Source organism: Actinomadura flavalba DSM 45200 (assembly GCF_000374305.1).
GTDB lineage: Bacteria > Actinomycetota > Actinomycetes > Streptosporangiales > Streptosporangiaceae > Spirillospora > Spirillospora flavalba.
The window spans coordinates 116,307-141,124 of the sequence record NZ_KB894096.1 but is presented as its reverse complement, the minus strand read 5'-3'; the positions used below and the strand labels follow the sequence as shown (position 1 = coordinate 141,124).

The following is a 24,818-nucleotide window of genomic DNA, read 5'->3' as shown; positions in this document are numbered from 1 at the left end:
TCATCTTCGCGGACGGCTCCGACAGAACGTCACCCGCCCCTGCCCCGCGCGTCATACCTCCGTGTCCCGGGTTGCGGCAAGCCCGGTGCGCCGGGTTACCGTCGTGCACGGCAGATCGCGGGGGCCCGGCGAACCGGGCTGAGACTGCGGCTGAGACGGCCGCTGACCGCTCGAACCTGACCGGGTAATGCCGGCGTAGGGAGAGATCGAGTCGTCATGACCGACGTGAACAGTGTGCTGACGCATGCCCGCAAGACCTACCTGACGGGCGACCGGCCCGGCCTGCGGGTCCCGATGCGGGAGGTGCCGCTGACCGACGGCGGCGCCGTGGTGCTGTACGACACGTCCGGGCCGTACACCGACCCGGACCAGGCGATCGACGTGCGGCGGGGCCTGCCCGCGCTGCGGGCGGAGTGGATCGCCGCGCGCGGCGACACCGCCGGTTACGAGGGCCGCGCCGCGCGGCCCGAGGACGACGGGCGCCGCGCGGGCGCCCCGGCCCTGGACCGGGCGGAGTTCCCCGAGCGGCGGCCGCGTCGCGCCACCGGCGGCGCGGTGACGCAGCGCGCGTACGCGCGGCGCGGGGAGATCACGCCGGAGATGGAGTTCGTGGCGCTGCGCGAGGGCGTGGAGCCCGAGTTCGTGCGGGCGGAGATCGCGGCGGGGCGGGCGGTGCTGCCCGCCAACGTCAACCATCCCGAGATCGAACCGATGATCATCGGGCGGAACTTCCTGGTGAAGATCAACGCGAACATCGGCACGTCGGCGGTGACGTCCTCCATCGAGGATGAGGTCGCCAAGATGACGTGGGCGACGCGGTGGGGCGCCGACACCGTGATGGACCTGTCCACCGGCCGCGACATCCACACCACGCGCGAGTGGATCCTGCGCAACGCGCCGGTGCCGATCGGGACGGTCCCGCTGTACCAGGCGCTGGAGAAGGTCGGCGGCGACCCGGCGGCGCTGACCTGGGAGGTCTTCCGCGACACGGTGATCGAGCAGGCCGAGCAGGGCGTGGACTACATGACGGTCCACGCGGGCGTCCTGCTGGCGTACGTGCCGCTGACGGCGCGCCGCACGACCGGCATCGTCTCGCGCGGCGGGTCGATCATGGCGGCGTGGTGCCTGGCGCACCATCAGGAGAACTTCCTGTACACGCACTTCCGCGAACTGTGCGAGATCTTCGCCGCCTACGACGTCACCTGGTCGCTGGGCGACGGGCTGCGCCCGGGGTCGATCGCCGACGCCAACGACGAGGCGCAGTTCGCCGAGCTGCGCACGCAGGGCGAGCTGACGCGGATCGCGGCCGAGTACGACAACCAGGTGATGAACGAGGGCCCCGGCCACGTCCCGATGGACAAGATCAAGGAGAACGTCGACCTCCAGCGGGAGTGGTGCGACGACGCGCCGTTCTACACGCTCGGCCCGCTGACCACCGACATCGCGCCCGGCTACGACCACATCACCTCGGCGATCGGCGCCGCGATGATCGGCTGGTACGGCACGGCGATGCTCTGCTACGTCACGCCGAAGGAGCACCTGGGGCTGCCCGACCGCGACGACGTGAAGGCCGGTGTCATCGCCTACAAGATCGCCGCGCACGCGGCGGACCTGGCCAAGGGCCATCCGGGGGCGCGGGCGTGGGACGACGCGCTGTCGCGGGCGCGGTTCGACTTCCGCTGGGAGGACCAGTTCAACCTCTCGCTGGACCCCGACACCGCGCGGGCCTTCCACGACGAGACGCTTCCGGCGGCCCCGGCCAAGACGGCGCACTTCTGCTCCATGTGCGGCCCGCACTTCTGCTCGATGAAGATCACCCGGGACGTGCGGCGGTACGCCGAGGAACGCGGCCTGGACGCCGGGGACGCCCTCGGCGCGGGACTGGCGGAGAAGGCCGCCGAGTTCCGCGCCGCGGGCGGGAGGCTGAACCTGCCGCTGGTGCCGGGCGACTAGCCCCGGCCCCACAGGTAGGCGCCCGCCGCGAGCAGCAGGACCGAACCGGCGCTCGCGGCGCCGCGCACGTGGTTCCAGGCCGTCCAGCGTCCGGCGTAGTCGTTCCAGGCGCGGGCGGCCTCGGCCGCGTCGGCCGGGATCGTCAGCGCGTCCAGGGCGTCGTTCATCGGGACGTTGACCGCCATCGTCGGCACGAGCGCGCCAACGACGTAGACGGCCGCCGCCGCGAAGAACAGCAGCGCGGCGGCGCGCCGGTCCAGCGTCAGCAGGACGATCCCGGCGGCGATCGCCGCGACGGGCGCGAACAGGAACGCCAGCAGGAACACCGGGTTCTGGATGCGCTGGTTCATGCCCTGCATGGCCGCGATGGCGACGGCGCCCGGTGTGGCGTTCAGGCCGGGCATGACGCCGACGGAGAAGCCGAAGAAGGTGCCCGTCATCCCGGCGGCCGTCAGGAAGGAGAGGGCGGCCGGAACGGCCGCCAGGAAGGTGCGCACGAGAAGTTCCTCTGCGGTCGGGTGTCGGTTTCAGGGGTTCCAGACGCCGGTGGCGGCGGTGGCGCGGGCATAGTCGGTGAAGTCGGCGGGTTCGCGGCCGAGGGCGCGGCGGACGCCGTCGGCGGGCGCGGCGTTGCGGCCGTCCAGGACGGTCCCGAACAGGTAGGCCAGCAGCCCGCCGACCTCGTCCGGCACGCCGTGCTCGGCCAGGACGCCCAGGTAGGCGTCCAGCGGCACCGGCACGTAGGCGACGTCGCGGCCCGCCGCCGCGCCGATCTCGGCCACCGCCCGCGCGAACGTGAGGGCGCGCGGGCCGGTCAGCTCGTAGACCTCGCCGTGGTGGCCGTCCTGCGTCAGCGCCGCGACCGCCGCGTCAGCGATGTCGGCGGCGTCCACGAACGGCTCGGGCACGTCCCCGGCGGGCAGCGCGACCTCCCCGGCGCGGACGGGGTCGAGCAGGTGGTCCTCGCTGAAGTTCTGCGCGAACCACGAGCAGCGCAGGACCGTCCACTCCAGCCCCGAGGCGCGCACGACGTCCTCGCACTCGGCGGCCTCCGGCTCGCCGCGCCCCGACAGGAGCACGATCCGCCGCACGCCCGCCTTGACGGCCGCCTCGGTGAACGCCGCGATGGTCTGCGGGGCGCCGGGGGCGGCCAGGTCGGGCTGGTAGGAGAGGTACACCGCGCCGGCGCCCGCCAGTGCCGGGCCGTAGGTGTCCTCGCGGGTCCAGTCGAAGGGGAGGGCGGCCGACCGGGAGCCGATGCGGACCGGCAGGCCGCGTTCCATGAGCCGGTTGGCGACGCGGCGGCCCGTCTTGCCGGTACCGCCCGTGACCAGGTGCAGGGTGTCGTCGTTCGTCATGTCCTCAGTCCACCGGACCCGGCCGCGCGCGGACATGGCTCGGACGCGCGTCCGCATACGCGAGCGTCTAGAGTGCGCCGCGTGGACGCTCTCGCCGATCTCCTCGACGGCCCCCGGGCGCGGGGTGCCTTCCTGCTGCGGGTCACGATGGAGCCGCCGTGGTCGGTGCGGGTCCAGGACCGGGCGCCGCTGACGCTCGTCGCGATGGTGCGCGGCACGTCGTGGCTGGTGTCCGGCGACGGCCCGGCCGTGCGGGTCGCGCAGGGCGACGTCGCGATCGTGCGCGGGCCCGAGCCGTACACGATGACGTCCGACCCGGCCACGCCCGTCCGGGTGATCATCCATCCGGGGCAGCGCTGCTCCGCGCCCGACGGGACGAGCCGCACCGAGCAGATGACGCTCGGCGTCCGGGCCTGGGGCGACGCGCTGGACGCCCCCGACGTGATGCTGGTCGGCACCTACGGGCTGCGCGGCGCGGTCACCGGGCGGCTGCTGGCCGCGCTGCCGCCGGTGCTGACCGTGCCGGGCGCGGACGCGGGCGCGGCGGCGGCACTGGCCGGGCTGCTGGAGAGCGAGATCGGCCGCGACGAGCCCGGCCAGGACGTCGTCCTGGACCGGCTGCTCGACCTGCTGCTCATCGCCGTGCTGCGCGCCTGGTTCGCGCGGCCGGACGCGGCGGCGCCCGGCTGGTACCGGGCGCACGGCGACCCGGTGGTCGGGCCCGCGCTGCGGGCGGTGCACGCCGATCCGGCGCGGCCGTGGACGGTCGCGGCGCTGGCCGCCGAGGCGGCGGTGTCCCGCGCGGCGTTCGCCCAGCGGTTCGGGCGCCTGGTCGGGGAGCCGCCGATGGCGTATCTCACCGGGTTCCGGCTCGCGCAGGCCGCCGACCTGCTGCGCGAGACCGACGCGACGCTGGAGGCGGTGGCGCGGCGCGTCGGCTACGGGACGCCGTTCGCGCTCAGCACCGCGTTCAAGCGCGCGCACGGGGTCAGCCCGCAGGAGTACCGCGACCGGCGCTGAAGGACCGCGCGCATTTCCCGCGCACGCAATTCGGCGTTTTCCGTCCCGGAACACGGTTGTTTCACCGGCGTCATGTATTGCACGCGGTCCGGAACCCGGTGACCGGGAACTTTCCCGTGCGGCGCGGCGTTTCCCCTCCTGAAATCACCGGCCGCTATGGCATGATGCGGGCACATCGGACCCATGCGAGGGAGTGATATGACCATCAAGCCGACCGAGGACGACCTTCTTGCCGTGTTCTCGCGGGCGGACCTCGGCGGTGACGAGAAACTCGACCTGATGGAGTTCTCGCTCGTTCTGGACCATCTCGGATTGTCCTGGAACAAGGCGCAGGTACAGCATCGGTTCGAGCAGGCCGACCTCAACCGCGACGGATTCATCTCCTTCTCCGAATTCACGCAGGTCCTGCGGACGCAGGGCTGGACGAGCGGCGGCCTGGCCGCGGCCGGCTGACGGCCTGATCGGCGCACCGCCGGAACCCCGGGCCCACTACCCCGCGGTGTGGGCCCGGTCGGCTGTCCGGAACGGGAGGGGCGCTCAGACGCTCCGGCCGCGCAGCTCCCGGTAGCGGCGCACGAGCGCGGCCGTGGACGCGTCCGGCAGGCCGGACGGCGGCGCCTGCTCCGTCAGCGCGGGCACCAGGTCGTTCGCCATGACCTTGCCCAGCTCGACGCCCCACTGGTCGAACGAGTCGATCCCCCAGACGGTCCCCTGGACGAACACGACGTGCTCGTACAGGGCGACGAGCTGCCCGAGCGTGGACGGCGTCAGCTTCGGCGCGAGCAGCGTGCCGCTCGGCCGGTTGCCCGGCATCACCTTGTGCGGCACCAGCTCGGCGGGCGTCCCCTCGGCGACGATCTCGGCGGCGGTCTTGCCGAACGCCAGCGCGGACGACTGCGCGAGCAGGTTCGCGGTGAGCAGGTCGTGCATGCCGGGACCGTCCCCGGCGGCGGCGTCCTCGAACGGCTCGGCGAACCCGATGAAGTCGGCCGGGACGAGTCGCGTCCCCTGGTGCAGGAGCTGGTAGAACGCGTGCTGGCCGTTGGTGCCCGGCTCGCCCCAGTAGATCTCGCCGGTGGGCACGGTGACCGGTGCGCCGTCGGCCCGCACCGACTTGCCGTTGGACTCCATCGTGAGCTGCTGGAGGTAGGCGGGGAAGCGGGCGAGGCGCTGGCTGTAGGGCAGCACGGCGCGGGTCTGGGCGCCGAAGAAGTCGGTGTACCAGATGCCGAGCATTCCCATGATCACCGGCATGTTGGCGGTGAACGGCGCGGTGCGGAAGTGCTCGTCCATGGCGTGGAATCCGGCGAGCATCTCGCGGAACCGCTCGGCGCCGACGGCGAGCATGAGCGACAGGCCGATGGCGCCGTCGAAGGAGTACCGGCCGCCGACCCAGTCCCAGAAGCCGAACATGGCCGAGGTGTCGATGCCGAACTCCGCGACGCGCTCGGCGTTGGTGGACACCGCGACGAAGTGGTCCGCGACGGCGGCCTCGTCGCCGAGGCGGCCGACGAGCCAGGCGCGGGCGACCTTGGCGTTGGTCAGCGTCTCCAGCGTGCCGAACGTCTTGGACGCGACGACGAACAGCGTCCGCTCGGGGTCGAGGCCGGCCAGGACGCCGGTGATGTCGGCGGGGTCGACGTTGGAGACGAACCGGGCGTCGATGCGTTCGCCGGGCCGGTCCGGCAGGTCGGCGTAGTCGCGCAGCGCCTCGTAGGCCATCGCGGGGCCGAGGTCCGAGCCGCCGATGCCGATGTTGACGACGGTGGTGACGCGCTTCCCGGTGAACCCGGTCCACTCCCCCGACCGGACCTTCCCGGCGAACGCGGCCATCCGGTCCAGGACGGCGTGCACGTCGCCCGCGACGTCCTGGCCGTCGACGGTGAGGGACGCGCCGGGCGGCAGCCGCAGCGCGGTGTGCAGGACGGCGCGGTCCTCGCTGACGTTGATGTGCTCACCGGTGAGCATCGCCTCGGTGCGCTCGCGCAGCCCGGCGCGTTCGGCGAGACCGGCCAGCAGCCGCAGCGTCTCGTCGGTGACCAGGTGCTTGGAGTAGTCGAGGTACAGGTCGGCGGCGGTGACGGTGAGGCGTTCGGCGCGGCCGGGATCGGTGGCGAACAGCTCGCGCAGCGTCACCTCCGCCAGGTCCGCGTGGTGCCCGGTGAGCGCCGACCATTCCGCCGAAGCGGCGATGTCCGTCATGTGTCCCCTTCTCCGCCGTGCCTGAGACGGGCGCGCGGCGCCCGCACCGCCTCCCCCAGGCGATCATAGGGCGGGGCCTTCCCGCCGGGCTTCACGTCAACCGCGCGGCGCGGAACTCCCGGTGGTCGGCGGCGTTCTGTGCGGCGTAGGCGACCGCGAACGCGGCGACGGCGCGGTCGAACCGGTCGGCCGAGCCGAGGTATCCGGCCAGCGCGATCCGGTCGCCGGTGAGGGCGTGGGCGCGGGCGAGCGCCTGCGCGCACGCCGCGCCGTAGGCGGCCAGGCTCTCCAGCCGCATCCGCGTCGGGTCGGGCGTGGCGGGGACGTCCCGCAGCCAGCACCACACGTGGCGGCGTCCGCCGGGACCGGCGCCCCAGCCGAGGAAGGGATCGGGGACGGGCTGGATGCGGCGCCGCCCGGCGACGACGCGGTGCCCCGGGTCGGGGAACGCGGCGGGCCGCACGTGCGGGGCCAGGGCCGAGCGGCCCGCCGGGCGGACGGCCAGCACGAGCGGGTCGTGCTCGTCGCGGCCGGTCAGCGCGACGAGGTGGCCGCCGGACGCCTCGCGGGCGGCGTCGGTGACGCGGTAGCCGCCGAGCAGGGCCGCGGCGTCCTCGCCGAGGGTGCGCAGGTAGCCGGTGAGCGCGGCGGCGAACGCGTCCGGCGGGCGGGCTCCGGCGTGGTCGAGCAGCGGCGGGTCGTCGGTGATGCGGCGGGCGCCGTCGCACGCCTCGGTGAGCCGCCACAGCGGCGGGAGCCCGTCGCGCGCCGTGCCGGGCCGGGTGGGGCGCCGCCGCCGCAGCGGGGCGCCGTCCAGGACGCCGCACGCGGCCTGGCGGAACGTGAACACGTCGATGTCGGACATCTCGGCGAAGCCCCGGACCCACTCCCGGTAGGCGGTGGCCGCGCACCGCGCCGTGTACCGGGCGGCGCCCTCGGCGTGGCCGTTCTGGAGCGCGGCGACGGCGAGGCTCGCGGCCAGCCGCTTGACGTCCCACTCCCACGGGCCGGGATGGGTGTGGTCGTAGCCGGTGAGGCCGAACAGCGGCGGCCCGGCGTCGGCGGTGTGGGCGCCGAAGTTGAGCAGGTGCGCGTCTCCGGCGGCCTGGACGTCCAGGCCGGTGACGGGGGTGCGGGCCAGGTCGGCGGCCATCGCGGCGGGCGTCGCGCACAGCAGCGCGAGCGGCGTCGCCGCCGGGCGCAGCGCGGCCGGGGCGGCGGGCGGGCGGCGGCCGGACGGCGGCGCCCACACGGCGTGCGCGGCGCGGGGAACCTGCGCGCGCAGCGCGCGGCCCCGCCGGTACCGCTCGCCCGCAGTCGTCACGCGCACCCTCCTCTGGGGCGTCGTTCCAACGGCCGGGGTCGCATAACACCAAGAACCAGGCAAGACCCGCTCGGACCGCCCGGCGAGGCCGTAGGGTCGGAGAAGATCATCGAGCGTTGGGGGGCGGATGTGAGCACGCGCGCGTGGTGGGCCGGTACCTACACCGGCGACATGGGCCGGGGCCGGGGCGTCTACCTGCTGCGGCAGGGCGCGGACGGCGCGCTGGACGGCCCGTCGCTCGCCGCCGAGACCGTCGCGCCGTCGTACCTGGCGGCCGGGCCGCGCGGCGACCGCCTCTACGCGGTCCGCGAGCAGCCCGAGGGCGGCGTCGTCGCGTTCGCCGTCGGCGCCGACGGCACGCTGCGCGAGACCGGTTCCCGGACCCTCCCGGCCGACCCGTGCCACCTCGCCGTCTCCCCGGACGGCCGCACGCTGCTCGTCGCCTGCTACACCGCCGGGACCGTCGCCGCGCTGGCGCTGGACGAGGCGGGCGACCTCACCGGCGACCCGGGCCTGTTCCACGGCCGGGGCAGCGGCCCGCGGACCGACCGGCAGGACGCCCCGCACGCCCACAACGTCCTGTGGACCCCGGACGGCACCGCGCTGGCCACCGACCTCGGCACCGACACCGTCCGCACCCTGCGGGCGCGCGGCGGCGAGCTGGAGGTGCTGGCCGAGCTGGCGGTGCCGCCCGGTCACGGCCCCCGGCACTTGGCCCTGCACCCGTCCGGACGCGTCTACCTGATGTGCGAGCTGGAGCCCCGGCTGCTCGTCCTGACGCCCGGCGGCTCCTACGCCGACCTGAGCGTGACCGCCGAGTCGGCGGCGACCGCCGGGGCGACGCCGAACGGCTCGACCGGCGCCGCGATCAAGATCGGCGCGGACGGCGCGTTCGTCTACACGTCCATGCGCGGCGCCGACGTCGTCACGGCGCACCGCGTCGAGGACGGCGGCGCCCGGCTCAGCCCGGTCGCGGACGTGCCGTCCGGCGGCGCCGGGCCGCGCGACCTGTGGGCGGACGCGGCGGCGCTGCTCGTCGCGAACGAGAACGGCGGCGGGGTCACGGCGTTCGCGATCGGCGCGGACGGCGTGCCCGTCGCGACCGGCGCGAACGTCGACGTCCCGTCCCCGGTCTGCCTGATCACGGCGCGTTTCCCCAGGTAAGCGGCGGGAACGGGCCCCTTGGAACCGATCAGGGGGGCAACGGTCATGGGGATCGCCAGCACGAATCCGGCCACCGGCGAGGTGGAGAAGACGTTCGACGCGATGAGCGGGGAGGAGGTCGACCGCGCGCTCGGCCGCGCCGCGCACGCGTTCGGCTCCTACCGCCTCACCCCCTACGAGGACCGCGCCCGGTGGATGCGCGCCGCCGCCGACCTGCTCGACGCCGAGACCGACCGGATCGCGGCGGTGATGACGGCCGAGATGGGCAAGACGCTCGCCGCCGCCCGCGCCGAGGCGGGCAAGTGCGCCAAGGCGCTGCGCTACTACGCCGACCACGCGGAGGACCTGCTCACCGAGCGCGTCGTGGACGCCGGGGCGGTCGGCGCGAAGCGGGCGTTCGTCCGCTACGACCCGCTTGGGCCGGTCCTCGCCGTCATGCCGTGGAACTTCCCGCTGTGGCAGGTGATCCGGTTCGCGGCGCCCGCGCTGATGGTCGGGAACGTCGGGCTGCTCAAGCACGCGTCGAACGTGCCGCAGACCGCGCTGTTCCTGGAGGAGCTGTTCCGCCGCGCCGGGTTCCCCGAGGGGGCGTTCCAGACGCTGCTGATCGGGTCGGGCGCGGTCGAGGGGATCGTCCGCGACCCGCGCGTCAAGGCCGCGACGCTCACCGGCAGCGAGCCCGCCGGACGGGCGGTGGCCGCCGCGGCGGGCGCGGAGATCAAGCCGACCGTGCTGGAGCTGGGCGGCAGCGACCCGTTCGTCGTCATGCCGTCCGCCGACCTGGAGCGCGCCGCCGCGACCGCCGCCGAGTCGCGCTGCCTCAACAACGGGCAGAGCTGCATCTCGGCCAAGCGGTTCATCGTGGACGAGGAGGTCGCGGACGCGTTCGAGCGGCTGTTCGTCGCCGCGATGCGCGCCAAGAGGGTGGGCGACCCGCGCGACGCGGACACCGACGTCGGCCCGCTCGTCAGCGAGTCCGCCCGCGAGGAGGCCGCCGCGCTCGTCGCGGACGCCGTGGAGAAGGGCGCGACGGTGCTGTGCGGCGGCGAGATCCCCGCGGGGCCGGGCTGGTACTACCCGCCGACCGTCGTCACCGGCATCACCCGGGACATGCGGATCTTCGGCGAGGAGGTGTTCGCGCCGGTCGCGTCGCTGTACCGGGTGCGGGGCGTGTCGGCCGCCGTCGAGCTGGCCAACGCGACCGGGTTCGGGCTCGGCTCCAACGCGTGGACGAACGACCTGGCCGAGCAGGAGCGCTTCATCCGCGAACTGGACGCGGGGCAGGTGTTCCTCAACGGGATGGTGACGTCCTACCCCGAGCTGCCGTTCGGCGGCGTGAAGCGCTCCGGCTACGGCCGCGAGCTGGCCGGACCGGGCCTGCACGCGTTCGCGAACACCAAGACGATCTGGGTGGGCTGAGCGCCCGGGGCGCTCAGCTCCCCTGGGCGTCCCGCCGCTCGGCGACCTGGCGCTGCACCTCGGTCATGTCGATCGCCTTGGCCTGCGAGATCAGGTCCTCCAAGGCGTTCTCCGGGAGCGCGCCGGGCTCGGAGTACAGCACGACCTTGTCCCGGACGATCATCAGGGTGGGGATCGAGCTGATCTCGAACGCGGCCGACAGCTCCGGCTCGGCCTCGGTGTCGACCTTGGCGAACGTCACGTCCGGGTGCTTCTCCGAGACGCGGTCGTAGACGGGCGCGAACGACCGGCACGGGCCGCACCAGGACGCCCAGAAGTCGACCAGGACCATGCCCTCCTTGTCGAGGGTCGCGTCGAACGTCTCGCGGGTCAGCTCCACGGTGGCCATCGGGTGCTCCTCTCCTGCCTGCACTGGGCTCGTCGTCCACGTCAACCCCGGCGGCGCCGGGCGCATTCCGGCCCCTACCCACCGCCCGCCGGGCGAACGCGCGGCCCGGCGGGCGCAGCGTACGATCACGATCGGGACGGCGGAGGGAGCCGGGATGGGCGAGCGTGCGATCCGCTGGGGCGTGCTCGGCACGGGCGGCATCGCCGCCGTCTTCACCGAGGACCTGCTGGCCCTGCCCGATCACGAGGTCGTGGCCGTGGGGTCGCGGGCCGAGGGCACGGCCCGCGCGTTCGCCGACCGGTACGGCGTCGCCCGCGCGCACGGCTCGTACGCCGCGCTGGCCGCCGACGCCGGGGTGGACGTCGTCTACGTCGCGACCCCGCACCCGCTGCACCGCGAACCGGCGGCGCTCTGCCTGGAGGCGGGCCGCGCGGTGCTGGTGGAGAAGCCGTTCACGACGTCGGTGGCCGACGCGGCCGCGCTGGCGGCGCTGGCCCGCGAACGGAACCTGTTCGCGATGGAGGCCATGTGGACGCGGTTCAACCCGCTGGTCCGCCGTGGCTACGCGCTGGCCGCCGACGGCGCGATCGGGGAGGTCACCGCCGTCTACGCCGATTTCTCCATCGCCCCCGCCTACGACCCGGCGAACCGCCTCTGGGACGCCGACCTGGCGGGCGGCGCCCTGTTCGACCTCGGCTGCTACGCGCTGTCGTTCACCTGGCCGCTGCTCGGCGCGCCGGACACCGTCCGCTCCGTCACGGCCCCCGCCCCGACCGGCGTGGACGCCAACACCGGCATCCTGCTCGGCTACGACTCGGGCGCGCTGGCGCTGCTGCACTGCGGCCTGCGCGGCGACTCCCCGCACACGGCGACCGTCGTCGGCACCCGGGGGCGGCTGGAGTTCGCGGCGCCGTTCTACCGGCCGGGCGCGCTGACGCTCGTCCGCACCGGCGCCGAACCGGAGACGTTCACGACCGAGCTGCCCGGCCACGGCTACGGCTACCAGGCGCGGGAGGTGGCCCGCTGCCTGCGCGCGGGACTCACCGAGTCGCCGCTGATGCCGCTGGACGAGACCGTCGCCATCCTGGCGACGATCGAGGCCGTCCGCGCGCAGGCCGGCGCGGGCTAGTCCACGTCCACCCAGCCGAAGGTGCGCTCGACGGCCTTGCGCCAGCCCGCGTAGCCGTCGGCGCGGCGGTCGTCGTCCCACCGCGGTTCCCAGCGCCGGTCCTCGGCCCAGTTGGCGCGCAATTCGTCGGTGTCGCGCCAGAACCCGGTGGCGAGCCCGGCGGCGTAGGCGGCGCCGAGCGCGGTGGTCTCGGCGACGACGGGGCGGGAGACCGGCACGCCGAGGATGTCGGCCTGCAACTGCATGCACAGCTCGTTCGCGGTGACGCCGCCGTCCACCTTGAGGACGTCCAGGGAGACGCCCGAGTCCCGGTGCATGGCCTCCACGACGTCCCGGCTCTGGTAGCAGATGGCCTCCAGCGTGGCGCGGGCCAGGTGCGCGTTGGTGTTGTACCGCGAGAGCCCCACGATGGCGCCGCGCGCGTCGCTGCGCCAGTACGGCGCGAACAGCCCGGAGAACGCCGGGACGAAGTACACGCCGCCGCTGTCCTCGACCTGGGCGGCCAGGGACTCGCTCTGCGCGGCGCCGGAGATGATGCCGAGCTGGTCGCGCAGCCACTGCACGGCCGACCCGGTGACGGCGATCGAGCCCTCCAGCGCGTAGACGGGGGCGTCGTCACCGAACCGGTAGCAGACCGTCGTGAGCATGCCCGCCTCGGAGCGGACGAGTTCGGTGCCGGTGTTGAGCAGCAGGAAGTTGCCGGTGCCGTAGGTGTTCTTGGCCTCGCCCGGCGCGAAGCAGACCTGCCCGACGGTGGCGGCCTGCTGGTCACCGAGCACACCGGTCAGCGGCACCTCGCCGCCGAACGGCCCGGACGCGAGCGTGACGCCGTACGGCTCGGGCGCCGAGGACGGCATGATGCGCGGCAGCATCGCGCGCGGGAGGTTGAAGAAGGACAGCAGTTCGTCGTCCCAGTCGAGCGTCTCCAGGTCCATCAGCATGGTGCGGGAGGCGTTGGTGACGTCGGTGACGTGCACGCCGCCGTCCCGGCCGCCGGTGAGGTTCCAGAGGATCCAGGTGTCCATCGTGCCGAACAGCGCGTCGCCGCGTTCGGCGTCGGCGCGGACGCCGTCCACGTTCTCCAGGATCCACTGCGCCTTCCCGGCGGCGAAGTAGGTGGCGGGCGGCAGCCCGGCCCGGTGCCGGATGACGTCGCCGCGCCCGTCGCGGTCGAGCGCGGCGGCGATCCGGTCGGTGCGGGTGTCCTGCCAGACGATCGCGTTGGCGTACGGGCGGCCGGTGCGCCGGTTCCACACCACGGTGGTCTCGCGCTGGTTGGTGATCCCGGCCGCCGCGAGGTCGGAGGCGTCCAGGTTCGCCTTGGTCAGCGCGGTCTCGACGACCGCGCGGGTCCGCTCCCAGATCTCCAGCGGATTGTGCTCCACCCACCCCGAGCGCGGCAGGATCTGCTCGTGTTCGAGCTGGTGGCGGGCGACCTCGGCGCCGCCGTGATCGAAGATCATGAAGCGGGTGCTGGTCGTGCCCTGGTCGAGCGCTCCGACGAAGTCGGCCATGGTCCGGCTCCTTCCACGGGTGGGGGCTCGGGAGAACATATCCCGGACCACCGCCCGGCAAAGCGCAGCGTGTCCCCCGACCGGCGCGTCGCACCGGACGGCACGATCCCCGGGTGGACGGACTGCGGCGCGGCACCGGCATCGTGACTCCCGCGTGGGGCGCGGAGGTGATGGCGACCGGCATCGTGTCGGTCGGGTTGCATCTGGCGGGCGTGGAGTGGGCGTCGCTGGCGCTGCTGGTGATCGCGGCGGTGCTGTGGGTGCTGCTCGGCGCGGTGTTCGCCGGGCGGCTCGGCGCCGACCGGGCGCGCTGGACGCGGGAGGCGGTGACGCCCGCCGCGCTGACGGGCGTGGCGGGCACGGGCGTCCTCGGGGTGCGGCTGTCGCTGCTCGGGTGGCGGGGCGTCGCGGCGCTGCTGCTGGTGATCGCGGCGGTGCTGTGGGCGGTGCTGCTGCCGGCCGTCGTGCGGCACCTGCGCGACCGGCTGCCGGGCGCCGCGTACCTGGTGTGCGTCTCGACGCAGTCCCTCGCGGTGCTGGCGGCGACGCTGGCCGCGACCGAGCCCGGCGCGTGGCCGTTCGGGTGGCTGCTGTGGCCCGCCGGGCTGCTGTTCCTCGTCGGCCTGGCGCTGTACGCGATGGTGCTGTCGCGGTTCGACCTCGCGCAGCTCCGCGTGGGGGCCGGGGACCACTGGGTCGCGGGCGGCGCGCTGGCGATCTCCGCGCTGGCCGCCGGGAAGCTGGCCGCCGCGACGCCCGCGACGGCCCGCGACCCGCTGGTGTGGGCGACCCTGGCCGTGCTGGCCGCCGCGCTGGCCTGGTACGCGGTGCTCGTGGTGTGCGAGGTCCGCTGGCCCCGGTGGCGCTACGACGTGCGCCGCTGGTCCACCGTGTTCCCGCTCGGCATGACGGCGGTCGCGACGATCACGGCGGCGTCCGTCGCGGGCCTCTCCTGGCTCGGCACCGCCGGCGAGGTGCTGCTGTGGCCCGCCGTGATCGTGTGGGCGGTCGTCGGGACGGGCGCGCTGCGCCACCTCAGTCGCGGCTGACCGGCTCCCAGCCGCGCCGCGCGGCGCGGGTGGCCGGGGCGGTGCCGGTGCGGCGGCGGTAGACGATGTACGGCCGGAACGGGTACTTCACCGGCACCGCGAACGCGTGGATCAGCCGCGTGAACGGGAACAGCGCGATCAGCGCGAACCCCAGGACCACGTGGAAGCGGTACAGCAACGGCGCTCCTTCCATCAGCTCCGGACGCGGGTCCAGCAGGAAGATCCCCCGGAACCACGGCGAGACCGTCTGCCGGTAGTCGTACCCGCCGAGCAGGCCGTTCTCGATCGTCGTGACGCCGATGCCGAGCAGCAGCGCGCCGCCGAGCAGCAGGTACATGACCTTGTCGTTGCGGGTCGTGGCGGCGAACACCGGGCCCGTGCGGCGGCGCCGGTAGACGAGCAGGACGAGCCCCGCCCCGGCCGCGAGCCCCGCCGCCGTCCCGGCGTACAGCGACACGGCGTGGTAGGTGGTCTCCGAGCCGACCAGCGACGTCCACTGCTCGGGGATCAGCAGCCCGAGCGCGTGGCCGCCGATGACGAACAGCAACCCGTAGTGGAAGAGCGGGCTGGCGACGCGCAGCAGCCGCTTCTCGTACAGCTCCGAGGAACGGGTCGTCCAGCCGAACCGGTCGTAGCGGTACCGCCAGACCGTTCCGCCGACGAGCGAGGCGAGCGCGACGTAGGGGAACGCGACCCACAGCAGCAGGCTCACGCGGGCGCTCCCGGGCCGAAGGGGATCAGGCCGACCTGCTCGGCGGGCGGCCCGGACCGCGCCATCGCCAGCGCGGCGGCGCGGTCGCGCGGCGAGACGCCCGGCAGCGTCGCGCAGACCGCCTCGACGGGCGCGGCGTAGGGCGAGCCCCGGTCGGTGAGCGCGATGCGCAGCAGTTCCAGGCCGGGCCGGTGCTCGGCGAGCAGGTCGCCGCCGCCGTGCAGCGCGGCGAACTCCAGCACGACCGGCAGGAAGTCGGGCAGTTCGCTGGTCGCCGGGACGACGCCCGCCGCCCGGTACCGCTGGATGAGCGCGGCCAGCGACGCGCCCCGGCGGCGGGTGTCGCCGTCGCGGTAGTAGGTCAGGTAGAGGCAGCAGCGGCGCCGCAGGTCGAACGTCTCGACGTAGTGGCGGGCCAGGTCGCCGTGCGCGGTGGCGTCCAGGTGGTCCAGGAACGCGGCGAGCCGGGACGCCGGGACGCCGCGCGGCAGCTCGGCCACGGACGCGCGCAGCAGGGCGCGGCGGTCGTACAGCGCGGTGTCGGGGTAGCTCAGCAGCAGCGACGCGGCCTGCCAGACCGGCGCGCTCACCGCCCGTCCCCGTCGCGTCCGGGGAACAGCCCGTCCGGGCTGCCCTTGCCGTCCCAGTTCAGCAGGTTCACCCTGCCCCTCCGATCCTGCGGGCGGGTGAGCGCGCCGCTCGTCTGCCGGTCCTTGAGCGCGTGGAAGTTCTCGGCGGTCGGTGTCGGCGGCGGCCCGGACGCCTCACCGAACGGGCCGGACACCGGCGCGGCGCCGTCCAGGCCGCCGGAGCCCGGCACCGAGCACGCCGTCTCCTCCAGCGCCGCCGCCTCGGCGGCGGCCTGCGTGGGGATGACGTAGCGCTCGTCGTACTTGGCGAGCGCCAGCAGCCGGTACATCTCCCCCATCTCGGTCTCGGTGAGGCCGACGGCGGCGGCCTTACCGGGGTCGGCCGGGTCGCCGAGCGTCACGTCGCGCATGTAGGAGCGCATCGCGGCCAGCCGCCGCAGCACGGCCGTGACCGGCTCGGTGTCGCCCGCCGTGAACAGCTCGGCCAGGTACTCGACGGGGATGCGCAGCGTCTCGATCGCGCCGAACAGGTTCCCGGCGTCCTCGCCGTCGTGGCCGCTGTCGCGCAGCGCCTCGACGACCGGCGACAGCGGCGGGACGTACCAGACCATCGGCAGCGTCCGGTACTCCGGATGCAGCGGCAGCGCGACCTGGTACTTGCTGATCAGCGCGTGCACCGGCGAACGGCGGGCCGCCTCGACCCAGGCGTCCGGGACGCCGTCGCGGCGGGCCCGCTCGCGAACGGCCGGATCGTCGGGATCGAGGAAGACGTCGAGCTGCGCGGCGTACAGGTCGCGGTCGTCCTCGACGCTCGCGGCCTCGGTGACGCGGTCCTGGTCGTACAGCAGCACGCCGATGTAGCGCAGCCGTCCCACGCACGTCTCCGAGCAGACGGTCGGCAGCCCGACCTCCACGCGCGGATAGCAGAACGTGCACTTCTCGGCCTTGCCGGTGCGGTGGTTGAAGTAGATCTTCTTGTACGGGCAGCCGGTGACGCACATCCGCCAGCCCCGGCACGCGTCCTGGTCGACCAGGACGATCCCGTCCTCCTCGCGCTTGTAGATCGCGCCGGACGGGCACGCGGCCATGCACGTCGGGTTCAGGCAGTGCTCGCAGATGCGCGGCAGGTAGAACATGAACGCGCGCTCGAAGTCGAGCCGGACCGCGTCGGAGATCCTCTCCACGACCGGGTCGCGGCGGGCCAGGTCGGGGCCGCCGCCCAGGTCGTCGTCCCAGTTGGCGCTCCACTCGACCTTCATCGGCTCGCCGCTGATCAGCGAATGCGGCCGGGCGACCGGGAAGTCGTCGCCGAGCGGCGCGGACGTCAGCGTCGCGTAGTCGTAGGTCCAGGGCTCGTAGTAGTCCTGGATCGAGGGCAGCAGCGGGTTGGAGAACAGCGTGAACATGCGCCGCGCGCGGCCGCCCGACCGCGGTTTGAGGCGGCCCTTGCGGTCGAGCGTCCAGCCGCCGCGCCACTGCTCCTGGTCCTCGTAGCGGCGCGGGTAGCCCTGGCCGGGGCGGGTCTCGACGTTGTTGAACCACACGTACTCGACGCCCGCGCGGTTGGTCCACGTCTGCTTGCACGTGACCGAGCAGGTGTGGCAGCCGATGCACTTGTCGAGGTTCATCACCATCGCGAGCTGGGCCATGACGCGCATGTCAGTACTCCACGTCCTGGTCGCGGCGGCGGATCAGCGTGATCTCGTCGCGCTGGTTGCCGGTCGGGCCGAGGTAGTTGAAGGCGTAGGAGAGCTGCGCGTAGCCGCCGGCGAGGTGGGCGGGTTTGACGAGCAGCCGGGTCAGCGAGTTGTGGATGCCGCCGCGCCTGCCGGTGCGTTCGGTCTTGGGCATGTCGATGACGCGTTCCTGGGCGTGGTGGTAATAGACGGTTCCGCGCGGCATCCGGTGCGAGACGATCGCGCGGGCGACCACGACGCCGTTGCGGTTCTCCATCTCGACCCAGTCGTTGTCGGCGGCGCCGATCGTCGCGGCGTCCTGCACGCTGAGCCAGACGGTCGGGCCGCCGCGCGACAGCGTCAGCATGAGCAGGTTGTCCTGGTACTCCGAGTGGATCGACCACTTGGAGTGCGGCGTCAGGTAGCGGACGGCGAGCGCGACGCCGTCGCGGGTGCCGGGCCTGGGCTCGCCGAACAGCCTGTCCATGTCGAGCGGCGGCCGGTACACGGGCAGTTGCTCGCCCAGTTCCGCGATCCAGGCGTGGTCGAGGAAGAAGTGCATGCGGCCGGTGAGGGTGTGCCACGGCTTGCCGTGCTCGACGTTGATCGTGAACGGGGCGTAGCGGCGGTCGGGCGCCTCGATGCCGGACCACTCCGGGGACGGGCCGACGGCGACCGGGTGGTCGCGGGTGTCGGCGAACGTGATGCGCCGGTCCGCACCGGCCTCGATGAGCGCGTCGAAGGAGCGGCCGGTGCGTTCCGCGAGCTGCGCGAAGCCCTGGGCGGCCAGCCGCCCGTTGCTGGTGCCGGACAGGGCGAGGATCGTCTCGCACCAGTCGGCGGCGGTGCGCAGCCGGGGGCGGCCGTCGCCGGTGGTGCCGTTGCGTTCCGCGAGCCACCCGATCTCGCGGTCGGGCGTGAACGTGACGCCCTTGACGGCCAGGCCGCCGTTCTCGGCCTTGGGGCCGAGCGCGGCCATGCGCGCGCCGACGGCGGTGTAGTCGCGCTCCACGACGGTGAAGGCGGGTCGCGTCCCCTCGGGGGCGCCGTAGGGGGCGCCGCGTTCGGCGGGGGTGTCGTGCTGGAGCGGGACGGCGACGACGTCGCGCCGGACGCCCAGCCGCCCGGCGGCCAGCTCGCTGAACCGGGTCGCGATGGCCTGGAAGGCGTCCAGGTCGCTGCGGGCCTCCCAAGGCGGATCGACGGCCGGGTTGAAGGCGTGCACGAACGGGTGCATGTCGGTGGACGACAGGTCGTGCTTCTCGTACCAGGTCGCGGCGGGCAGCACGATGTCGGACATCAGCGTCGTGGACGTCATGCGGAAGTCCAGGGACAGCAGCAGGTCGAGCTTGCCGCGCGGCGTCTCGTCGCGCCACGTCACCTCGGCGGGGCGCCGGTCCTCCGGGGACTCGTGCGCGCGCAGGTCGGCGTCGGTGCCGAGCAGGTGCCGCAGGAAGTACTCGTCGCCCTTGGCGGAGCTGCCGAGCAGGTTGGCGCGCCAGACGGTCAGGACGCGCGGCCAGTTCGCCGGGTCGTCGGGGTCGGCGGCGGCGTGCCGCAGCGAGCCGTCCGCGAGCGCGGCCTCGACGTACTCACCCGGCGGGCGGCCGTCGGCGGTGATGGCGTCGGCGAGGTCGAGGGGGTTGCGGTCGAAGAACGGCGCGAACGGCATCCAGCCGCGCGCCGCCGACTCCGCGACCAGGTCGGCGGTGTGCCTCCCGGCGAACAGCCCGGTGCCGAGCGGGGAGGACAGCGCGTCGGCGCGGTAGCCGTCGTAGCGCCACTGCCCGGTGTGCAGGTAGAAGTACGGCGTCGCGGGGATCTGCCGGGGCGGGCGCGTCCAGTCCAGGCCGAACGCGAGCTGCGCCCAGCCGGTGAAGGGCCGGACCTTCTCCTGCCCGACGTAGTGCGCCCAGCCGCCGCCGTTGCGGCCCTGGCAGCCGGTCAGCATGAGCAGCGCCAGGAACGTCCGGTAGATGGTGTCGGAGTGGAACCAGTGGTTCGCCCCGGCCCCCATGATGATCATGCAGCGGCCGCCGGACTTCTCCGCCGTGGCGGCGAACTCGCGGGCGATCCGCGCCGCCACCGCCGCCGGGACCGAGGTGATCTCCTCCTGCCAGGCGGGCGTGCCGGGCTGGGAGGCGTCGTCGTAGGACGCGGGCCACTCCCCCGGCAGCCCGGGACGGGAGACGCCGTACTGGGCGAGCATCAGGTCGTAGACGGTCGTGACCGTGCGGCCGCCGACCTCGCGGACCGGGACGCCGCGCCGCAGCACGCCCGCCGAGCCGTCCGGGGCGTCGAAGCGGGGCAGCAGCACCTCGGCCGACGTGCCCGCGCCCTCCGCCGACAGCAGCGGCGTCACGCCGTCCAGGTCGAGGTTCCAGCGGCCCTTGCCGCTCTCGGACCAGCGGAACCCGAGCGACCCGCCGGGGACGACGGGCGCGCCGCCCGCGTCGAGCAGGACGGTCTTCCACGCGGCGTCCTCGCCGGTGTCGCCCAGGTCGGCGGCGGTGAGGAAGCGGCCCGGGACGCGGGCGCCGTCGCGCTCGTCCAGGGTGACCAGGAACGGCAGGTCGGTGAAGCGGGAGACGTAGTCGGTGAAGGCCGGGACGGCACGGCCGACGAAGAACTCGCGCAGGATCACGTGGCCCATCGCCAGGCCGAGCGCGCCGTCGGTGCCCGGGTGCGGGGCCAGCCACTCGTCGGCGAACTTGGTGGCGTCGGAGTAGTCCGGCGACATCACCACGACCTTCTGGCCCCGGTAGCGGGCCTCGGCCATCCAGTGCGCGTCGGGGGTGCGGGTGACCGGGACGTTGGAGCCCCACAGCATGAGGTAGGCGGCGTCCCACCAGTCGGCCGACTCGGGCACGTCGGTCTGGTCGCCGAACACCTGCGGGGACGCCACCGGCAGGTCGGCGTACCAGTCGTAGAACGACAGCATCGCGCCGCCGAGCAGCGACACGAACCGCGACCCGGCCGCGTGCGACACCATCGACATCGCCGGGATCGGGGAGAACCCGGCGATCCGGTCGGGGCCGTGCGCGCCGATCGTGTGGACGTGCGCGGCGGCGATCATCTCGACGGCCTCGTCCCAGCCGACGCGGACCAGGCCGCCCTTGCCGCGCGCCGACTGGTAGCGGGCGCGTCTCTCCGGATCGCCGACGATCTCCGCCCAGGCCGCGACGGGGTCGTCGAGCCGTTCCCGGGCCTCGCGGTACATCTCGGCCAGCACACCGCGCGCGTACGGGAACCGGACGCGGGTCGGCGAGTAGGTGTACCAGGAGAACGCGGCGCCGCGCGGGCAGCCGCGCGGCTCGTACTCGGGCCGGTCGGGGCCGACGCTCGGATAGTCGGTCTCCTGCGTCTCCCAGGTGATGACGCCGTCCTTGACGTACACCTTCCACGAGCAGGACCCGGTGCAGTTCACGCCGTGCGTGGAGCGGACGACGCGGTCGTGGCTCCAGCGGTCGCGGTAGAAGACGTCGCCGTCGCGCCCGCCGTCCAGGTGCTCGGTGCGCAGGTCGCCGGAGACGTCCCGGCTCCGCGTGAAGAACCGTCCGGTGCGCAGCAGCGCGTCGCCCATCACACCCCCCGTTGGTGATCGCGAACCGATCATGCCCGCGACGGAGGGCGATCATGCGGTGCCGCGCCGCGACGGCCGGGACGGGCGCTATGCAACTGAACACACATCGCGCCGTCAGAGTCGTACGTCCTCGCCATTTACGGCAAGCGGTTCAGCACTCACACTCTGTGCATCCGTGTGTCCGACCTCACTTCGCATGCCGCCCCCGGAGGATTCATGCGCCGCTTCACCCTGGTGGCGGGCGCCACCCTGGCCGCCGTCGCGCTCGGCGCCGGCACCGCGCCCGCGCAGGCCGCCCCGCGTCCGCCCGCCCCCGCCGCCCAGACGACCGAGCTGCGGTTGCCGAACTTCGACCCGCTGCCGCCGTCGTCGACGCCGGTCGCGCTGCGCGACGCGTACCGCGACCTGAAGGTGACCTACACCTTCAACGGCCAGCAGCGGACACTCCAGGACTACCTGACGCTGACCAACACGCACGGCTTCGTCGTGCTGGACGGCCAGGACGTCGTGTTCGAGAAGTACGCGTACTCCACCCGCGACACGCTGTTCCAGTCGTGGTCGATGGCCAAGTCGTTCACCTCGGCGGCCGTCGGCATCGCGCTCTCCGACGGGAAGATCTCCTCGATCGAGGACCCGGTCACCAAGTACGTGCCGGAGCTGCGCGGCTCCGGGTACGACGGCGTCTCGCTGAAGAACCTGCTGGCGATGTCGTCGGGCATCCAGTGGAACGAGGGCGTGGACGTCCCGCCCGTGCACGTCGCCGCGAGCCTCGGCATCGCGCTGCCCGACCTGGCCAAGCAGCGCAAGCGCGGCTGGGAGCCCGGCAGCCGGTTCGAGTACACGTCGATGAACTCGTTCGTGCTCGGCTGGGCCGTCGCCAAGGCGACCGGCACGCCGTTCCACAAGTTCGTCGCCGAGCGGATCTGGAAGCCCGCCGGGATGGCCGACCGCGCCTACCTGGGCAGCGACTCGCGCGGCAACAGCATGGCGTACTGCTGCACCTACGCCACCGGCCGCGACTTCGCCCGGTTCGGGCTGCTCTACCTCAACGGCGGGCGCGCCAACGGGCAGCAGGTCGTGCCGCAGTCGTGGGTGACCGAGTCGACGCGTCCGTCCGCCCCGTTCAACAAGGGCTACGGGCTGCACTGGTGGCTGGGCGAGGACGGCGACTTCATGGCGCAGGGCCTCGGCGGCCAGACCATCTACGTCTCCCCGAAGACCGGCGTCGTGATCGCCAAGACGACGCTGTTCACGGTGCTCGGCGCCGACGAGACCGGCGCCGCGTTCCGCGCGGTCGCCGAGGAGGTGGCCCGCACCCGCGCCGCGGCGCGGCCCGCGGCCTAGGTCCTCCGGTTCCCCCGCCGGCCGCGCCACGGCGGGGGAACCGGAACATCCCGCGCACCGAGCCGGTTGACAGGTTAGGCTTACCTAACAAACTTCTCGGTGATCGGAGATCGCATGGCGACGGAGCCCGCGCGTAAAGGACCCGCAATCAGCACCGGCACGGTGCTGCGGAGCGAACGGCTCACCCCGCACCTGATCCGCGTGGTGCTCGGCGGCCCCGGCCTGGACGGGTTCGCGGCGGGCGAGTTCACCGACCACTACGTCAAGCTGCTGTTCCCGCGCCCCGGCGTCACCTATCCCGACCCGTTCGACATGGCCGTGATCCGCGCCGATTTCCCGCGCGACCAGTGGCCGGTCACGCGCACCTACACCGTCCGCGCGTTCGAGAACGGCGAACTGACCCTCGACTTCGTCTACCACGGCGACGAGGGCCTGGCCGGGCCGTGGGCCGCGAACGCCGCGCCGGGCGACGAGATCCGCTTCCTCGGCCCCGGCGGCGCCTACACGCCCGACCCCGAGGCCGGCTGGCACCTGCTGGCGGGCGACGAGAGCGCCCTCCCGGCCATCGCCGCGTCCCTGGAGCGCGTCCCCGGCGACGTCCCGGCGCACGTCTTCGTCGAGGTCGCCGACGCGTCCGAGGAACTGGACCTCAAGGTCCCCGGCGCCACCGCCCTCACCTGGCTGCACCGGGGCGACGCCCCCGTCGGCGCGAAGCTGACCGAGGCCGTCCGCGCCCTGGACTTCCCCGACGGCACGATCCACGCGTTCGTCCACGGCGAGGCGGGCTTCGTCAAGGAGCTGCGCCGCTTCCTGCGCGTCGAGCGCGGCATCCCGCTCGACCGGCTGTCCATCTCCGGCTACTGGCGCGTGGGCCGCGACGAGGACGGCTGGCAGTCGTCCAAGCGGGACTGGAACCGTCAGGTCGAGGAGGAGGAGTCGGCCGCGCTCAAGCGGTGATCCCGGCCGGGTCGTCGTCGCGGAAGCCGGGCAGCCAGCGCTCGGCCTCCGCGCGGAACGGCCCCTCGGTGCCGAGCTGGCACAGCACGCCGCCGCAGCCGGACAGGGCGCGGCTCACCGCGAGGTACTGCGGCGGCAGGCGGAGCTGGCGGGCCAGGCCGCCGGGCCGCAGGTCGCCCGCCAGGCCCATGCCCCGGGCCGTCTGGCCGCGCAGCCACTCGCGGCTGTACCGGAACGTCTCCTGGGTGAACGGGATGACGTGCGGGGCGATCAGCGCCGCGAGCTGGTCGGCGTCCACCTCGCCCTCGGGGGCCAGGAAGCCCTCGGCGCGCAGCGCCTCCACCATCGCCTCGGGGTCGCCGTAGGTGCCGATGCGCAGCAGCCGCCCGATCGACCACTGGAGGTCGGCCGGGACGCGCGCGGCGCCGCCGAAGTCCAGGACGCCCAGCCTCCCGTCCGGCATGAGCCGGAAGTTGCCCGGGTGCGGGTCGATGTGGATGCGCTCGGCGCGGACCGGCCCCGACAGCAGGAAGCGGAACAGCAGCAGGCCCGCGCGGTCGCGTTCCTCCTGCGTGCCCGACGCGATGACCTTCGCCAGCGGCGTTCCCTCCAGCCACTCGGTGACCAGCACGTCGCCCGCCTGCGCGACGACGGCCGGGATGACGTAGTCGGGATCGTCGCGGTAGGCCGCGTGGAACGCCTTCTGCGCCGCCGACTCGTCCAGGTAGTCCAGTTCCTTCTCCAGCCGCCGCCGCAGGTCGGCGATGACCGGCTTCATCTCGATGCCGGGGAACAGCGGCGTGACGAGACGGCTCAGCCGGGAGAGCTGCCGGAAGTCGCTCATCAGCGCCTCCCCCGCCCCCGGGTACTGCACCTTCACCGCGACCTCGCGGCCGTCGTGCCACACCGCGCGGTGCACCTGCCCGATGGACGCGGCGGCCGCCGGACGGTCGTCGAACGCGGTGAACAGGTTGCGCCACCCCGGCCCGAGCCCCTCGGCCAGCACGCGGTGCGTCGTCGCGGCGGGCATCGGCGGCGCCGCCTCCTGGAGCTTGGTCAGGCTGGCCCGGAACGGCGCGGCGACCTCCTCCGGCAGCCCGGCCTCGAAGATCGACAGGAGCTGCCCGACCTTCATCGCGCCGCCCTTGAGGTCGCCCAGGACGGCGAAGAGCTGCTCGGCGGTGCGGCGCTGGACCTCGGCGGCGACGGCCTCGGCGGGGCGGCCGACCGTCCGCTTGCCGAACCCGAGCGCGGAGCGCCCGGCGTAGCCGAGCGGCAGCGTCGCCAGCTTGGCCGTGCGGGTCACCGCACGGCGGGGCATGTCACTCACGGCACCGTCCCCACATGGTTCGCGACCTCGGTTCGCGTCTTTCCGGGAGATCGCACTGTACTCATACGGTACGGCGCGGGACGAGCGTTCTGCTCCCGTCCCGGGA

Annotated in this window: 20 protein-coding genes and 1 riboswitch; of the genes, 9 read left to right on the top strand and 11 right to left on the bottom strand. The window is 73.9% G+C overall.

The window, feature by feature from the left end:
- Positions 1-107: 107 nt before the first annotated feature.
- Positions 108-221, top strand: a riboswitch (TPP riboswitch).
- Entirely contained in the window at positions 217-1,953 is a 1,737-nt protein-coding gene (gene thiC / locus C229_RS0116635) for a phosphomethylpyrimidine synthase ThiC (RefSeq protein ID WP_018656216.1), read from the top strand. It overlaps the preceding riboswitch by 5 nt.
- Here thiC and C229_RS0116630 read toward each other — a convergent pair.
- Complete coding sequence (locus C229_RS0116630) at positions 1,950-2,450, bottom strand: anthrone oxygenase family protein (protein WP_018656215.1); 501 nt, start codon at positions 2,448-2,450, stop codon at positions 1,950-1,952. The genes thiC and C229_RS0116630 overlap by 4 nt on opposite strands.
- Before the next feature lie 30 nt (positions 2,451-2,480).
- On the bottom strand, positions 2,481-3,311 hold the full coding sequence (locus C229_RS0116625) for an NAD(P)H-binding protein (RefSeq protein WP_018656214.1): 831 nt from the start codon (positions 3,309-3,311) through the stop codon (positions 2,481-2,483).
- 81 nt (positions 3,312-3,392) lie between these two features.
- Here C229_RS0116625 and C229_RS0116620 point away from each other — a divergent pair, with 81 nt between their 5' ends.
- Both C229_RS0116620 and C229_RS0116615 read left to right on the top strand, forming a co-directional pair.
- Complete coding sequence (locus tag C229_RS0116620; RefSeq protein WP_026313864.1) at positions 3,393-4,331, top strand: AraC family transcriptional regulator; 939 nt, start codon at positions 3,393-3,395, stop codon at positions 4,329-4,331.
- Between the two features lie 198 nt (positions 4,332-4,529).
- Positions 4,530-4,784: an EF-hand domain-containing protein gene (locus tag C229_RS0116615; protein WP_018656212.1), complete on the top strand. Its 255-nt coding sequence runs from the start codon at positions 4,530-4,532 to the stop codon at positions 4,782-4,784.
- An 84-nt stretch (positions 4,785-4,868) separates the two neighbouring features.
- Here the strand turns inward: C229_RS0116615 and pgi are convergent, their stop codons facing one another.
- Together pgi and C229_RS30905 are read right to left on the bottom strand one after the other, a co-directional pair.
- A complete protein-coding gene (gene pgi, locus C229_RS0116610; protein ID WP_018656211.1) occupies positions 4,869-6,533 on the bottom strand; it encodes a glucose-6-phosphate isomerase in 1,665 nt (554 codons plus the stop codon).
- Between the two features lie 91 nt (positions 6,534-6,624).
- Entirely contained in the window at positions 6,625-7,857 is a 1,233-nt protein-coding gene (locus tag C229_RS30905) for a DUF2252 family protein (protein ID WP_018656210.1), read from the bottom strand.
- 129 nt (positions 7,858-7,986) lie between these two features.
- Between C229_RS30905 and C229_RS0116600 the strand changes: the two genes are divergently transcribed.
- Both C229_RS0116600 and C229_RS0116595 read left to right on the top strand, forming a co-directional pair.
- Positions 7,987-9,021: a lactonase family protein gene (locus tag C229_RS0116600; protein WP_018656209.1), complete on the top strand. Its 1,035-nt coding sequence runs from the start codon at positions 7,987-7,989 to the stop codon at positions 9,019-9,021.
- Between the two features lie 45 nt (positions 9,022-9,066).
- Positions 9,067-10,440 (top strand): NADP-dependent succinic semialdehyde dehydrogenase, encoded by a 1,374-nt coding sequence (locus C229_RS0116595; protein WP_018656208.1) that lies wholly within the window; start codon positions 9,067-9,069, stop codon positions 10,438-10,440.
- 13 nt (positions 10,441-10,453) lie between these two features.
- On the opposite strand, the gene trxA is transcribed toward C229_RS0116595, so the two are convergent.
- The gene (gene trxA / locus C229_RS0116590; protein ID WP_018656207.1) at positions 10,454-10,828 is read right to left on the bottom strand and encodes a thioredoxin; all 375 of its coding nucleotides are present in this window, start codon (positions 10,826-10,828) and stop codon (positions 10,454-10,456) included.
- 154 nt (positions 10,829-10,982) lie between these two features.
- Between trxA and C229_RS0116585 the strand changes: the two genes are divergently transcribed.
- Positions 10,983-11,957, top strand: a complete 975-nt coding sequence (locus C229_RS0116585) for a Gfo/Idh/MocA family protein (RefSeq protein WP_018656206.1) — start codon at positions 10,983-10,985, stop codon at positions 11,955-11,957.
- Here the strand turns inward: C229_RS0116585 and glpK are convergent.
- Positions 11,954-13,471, bottom strand: coding sequence for a glycerol kinase GlpK (glpK, locus tag C229_RS0116580; protein WP_018656205.1), 1,518 nt, complete (start codon positions 13,469-13,471; stop codon positions 11,954-11,956). The two genes, C229_RS0116585 and glpK, sit on opposite strands and share 4 nt — an antisense overlap.
- Positions 13,472-13,584: 113 nt before the next feature.
- Here glpK and C229_RS0116575 point away from each other — a divergent pair, with 113 nt between their 5' ends.
- Positions 13,585-14,520 carry a tellurite resistance/C4-dicarboxylate transporter family protein gene (locus C229_RS0116575; protein ID WP_018656204.1) on the top strand — a complete coding sequence of 312 codons (936 nt, stop codon included), beginning with the start codon at positions 13,585-13,587 and terminating at the stop codon, positions 14,518-14,520.
- Here the strand turns inward: C229_RS0116575 and narI are convergent.
- From narI to C229_RS0116555, 4 genes are read right to left on the bottom strand one after another with little or no spacing between them, the layout of a single operon-like run.
- Entirely contained in the window at positions 14,507-15,232 is a 726-nt protein-coding gene (gene narI, locus C229_RS0116570; protein WP_018656203.1) for a respiratory nitrate reductase subunit gamma, read from the bottom strand. The genes C229_RS0116575 and narI overlap by 14 nt on opposite strands.
- The gene (gene narJ / locus C229_RS0116565) at positions 15,229-15,822 is read right to left on the bottom strand and encodes a nitrate reductase molybdenum cofactor assembly chaperone (protein ID WP_018656202.1); all 594 of its coding nucleotides are present in this window, start codon (positions 15,820-15,822) and stop codon (positions 15,229-15,231) included. The genes narI and narJ overlap by 4 nt, the downstream gene beginning before the upstream one ends.
- Positions 15,819-17,480, bottom strand: coding sequence for a nitrate reductase subunit beta (gene narH / locus C229_RS0116560; protein ID WP_018656201.1), 1,662 nt, complete (start codon positions 17,478-17,480; stop codon positions 15,819-15,821). Before narH ends, narJ begins: the two co-directional genes overlap by 4 nt.
- A gap of 1 nt (position 17,481) precedes the next feature.
- Complete coding sequence (locus C229_RS0116555) at positions 17,482-21,081, bottom strand: nitrate reductase subunit alpha (protein ID WP_018656200.1); 3,600 nt, start codon at positions 21,079-21,081, stop codon at positions 17,482-17,484.
- Positions 21,082-21,297: 216 nt separating this feature from the next.
- Between C229_RS0116555 and C229_RS0116550 the strand changes: the two genes are divergently transcribed.
- Both C229_RS0116550 and C229_RS0116545 read left to right on the top strand, forming a co-directional pair.
- Positions 21,298-22,425, top strand: a complete 1,128-nt coding sequence (locus tag C229_RS0116550) for a serine hydrolase domain-containing protein (protein ID WP_018656199.1) — start codon at positions 21,298-21,300, stop codon at positions 22,423-22,425.
- A 114-nt stretch (positions 22,426-22,539) separates the two neighbouring features.
- Positions 22,540-23,382 (top strand): siderophore-interacting protein, encoded by an 843-nt coding sequence (locus tag C229_RS0116545; protein WP_026313862.1) that lies wholly within the window; start codon positions 22,540-22,542, stop codon positions 23,380-23,382.
- Here the strand turns inward: C229_RS0116545 and C229_RS0116540 are convergent.
- On the bottom strand, positions 23,372-24,703 hold the full coding sequence (locus C229_RS0116540) for an ABC1 kinase family protein (RefSeq protein WP_051109002.1): 1,332 nt from the start codon (positions 24,701-24,703) through the stop codon (positions 23,372-23,374). The genes C229_RS0116545 and C229_RS0116540 overlap by 11 nt on opposite strands.
- Positions 24,704-24,818 lie beyond the last annotated feature (115 nt).

Excerpts from the sequence above, each read along its gene's own strand:
- thiC (WP_018656216.1), top strand. The coding sequence starts at position 217 with ATGACCGACGTGAACAGTGTGCTGACGCATGCCCGCAAGACCTACCTG.
- C229_RS0116625 (WP_018656214.1), bottom strand. The coding sequence starts at position 3,311 with ATGACGAACGACGACACCCTGCACCTGGTCACGGGCGGTACCGGCAAG.
- C229_RS0116615 (WP_018656212.1), top strand. The coding sequence starts at position 4,530 with ATGACCATCAAGCCGACCGAGGACGACCTTCTTGCCGTGTTCTCGCGG.
- pgi (WP_018656211.1), bottom strand. The coding sequence starts at position 6,533 with ATGACGGACATCGCCGCTTCGGCGGAATGGTCGGCGCTCACCGGGCAC.
- C229_RS0116595 (WP_018656208.1), top strand. The coding sequence starts at position 9,067 with ATGGGGATCGCCAGCACGAATCCGGCCACCGGCGAGGTGGAGAAGACG.
- trxA (WP_018656207.1), bottom strand. The coding sequence starts at position 10,828 with ATGGCCACCGTGGAGCTGACCCGCGAGACGTTCGACGCGACCCTCGAC.
- C229_RS0116585 (WP_018656206.1), top strand. The coding sequence starts at position 10,983 with ATGGGCGAGCGTGCGATCCGCTGGGGCGTGCTCGGCACGGGCGGCATC.
- glpK (WP_018656205.1), bottom strand. The coding sequence starts at position 13,471 with ATGGCCGACTTCGTCGGAGCGCTCGACCAGGGCACGACCAGCACCCGC.
- narH (WP_018656201.1), bottom strand. The coding sequence starts at position 17,480 with ATGCGCGTCATGGCCCAGCTCGCGATGGTGATGAACCTCGACAAGTGC.
- C229_RS0116555 (WP_018656200.1), bottom strand. The coding sequence starts at position 21,081 with ATGGGCGACGCGCTGCTGCGCACCGGACGGTTCTTCACGCGGAGCCGG.
- C229_RS0116550 (WP_018656199.1), top strand. The coding sequence starts at position 21,298 with ATGCGCCGCTTCACCCTGGTGGCGGGCGCCACCCTGGCCGCCGTCGCG.
- C229_RS0116545 (WP_026313862.1), top strand. The coding sequence starts at position 22,540 with ATGGCGACGGAGCCCGCGCGTAAAGGACCCGCAATCAGCACCGGCACG.
- C229_RS0116540 (WP_051109002.1), bottom strand. The coding sequence starts at position 24,703 with ATGCCCCGCCGTGCGGTGACCCGCACGGCCAAGCTGGCGACGCTGCCG.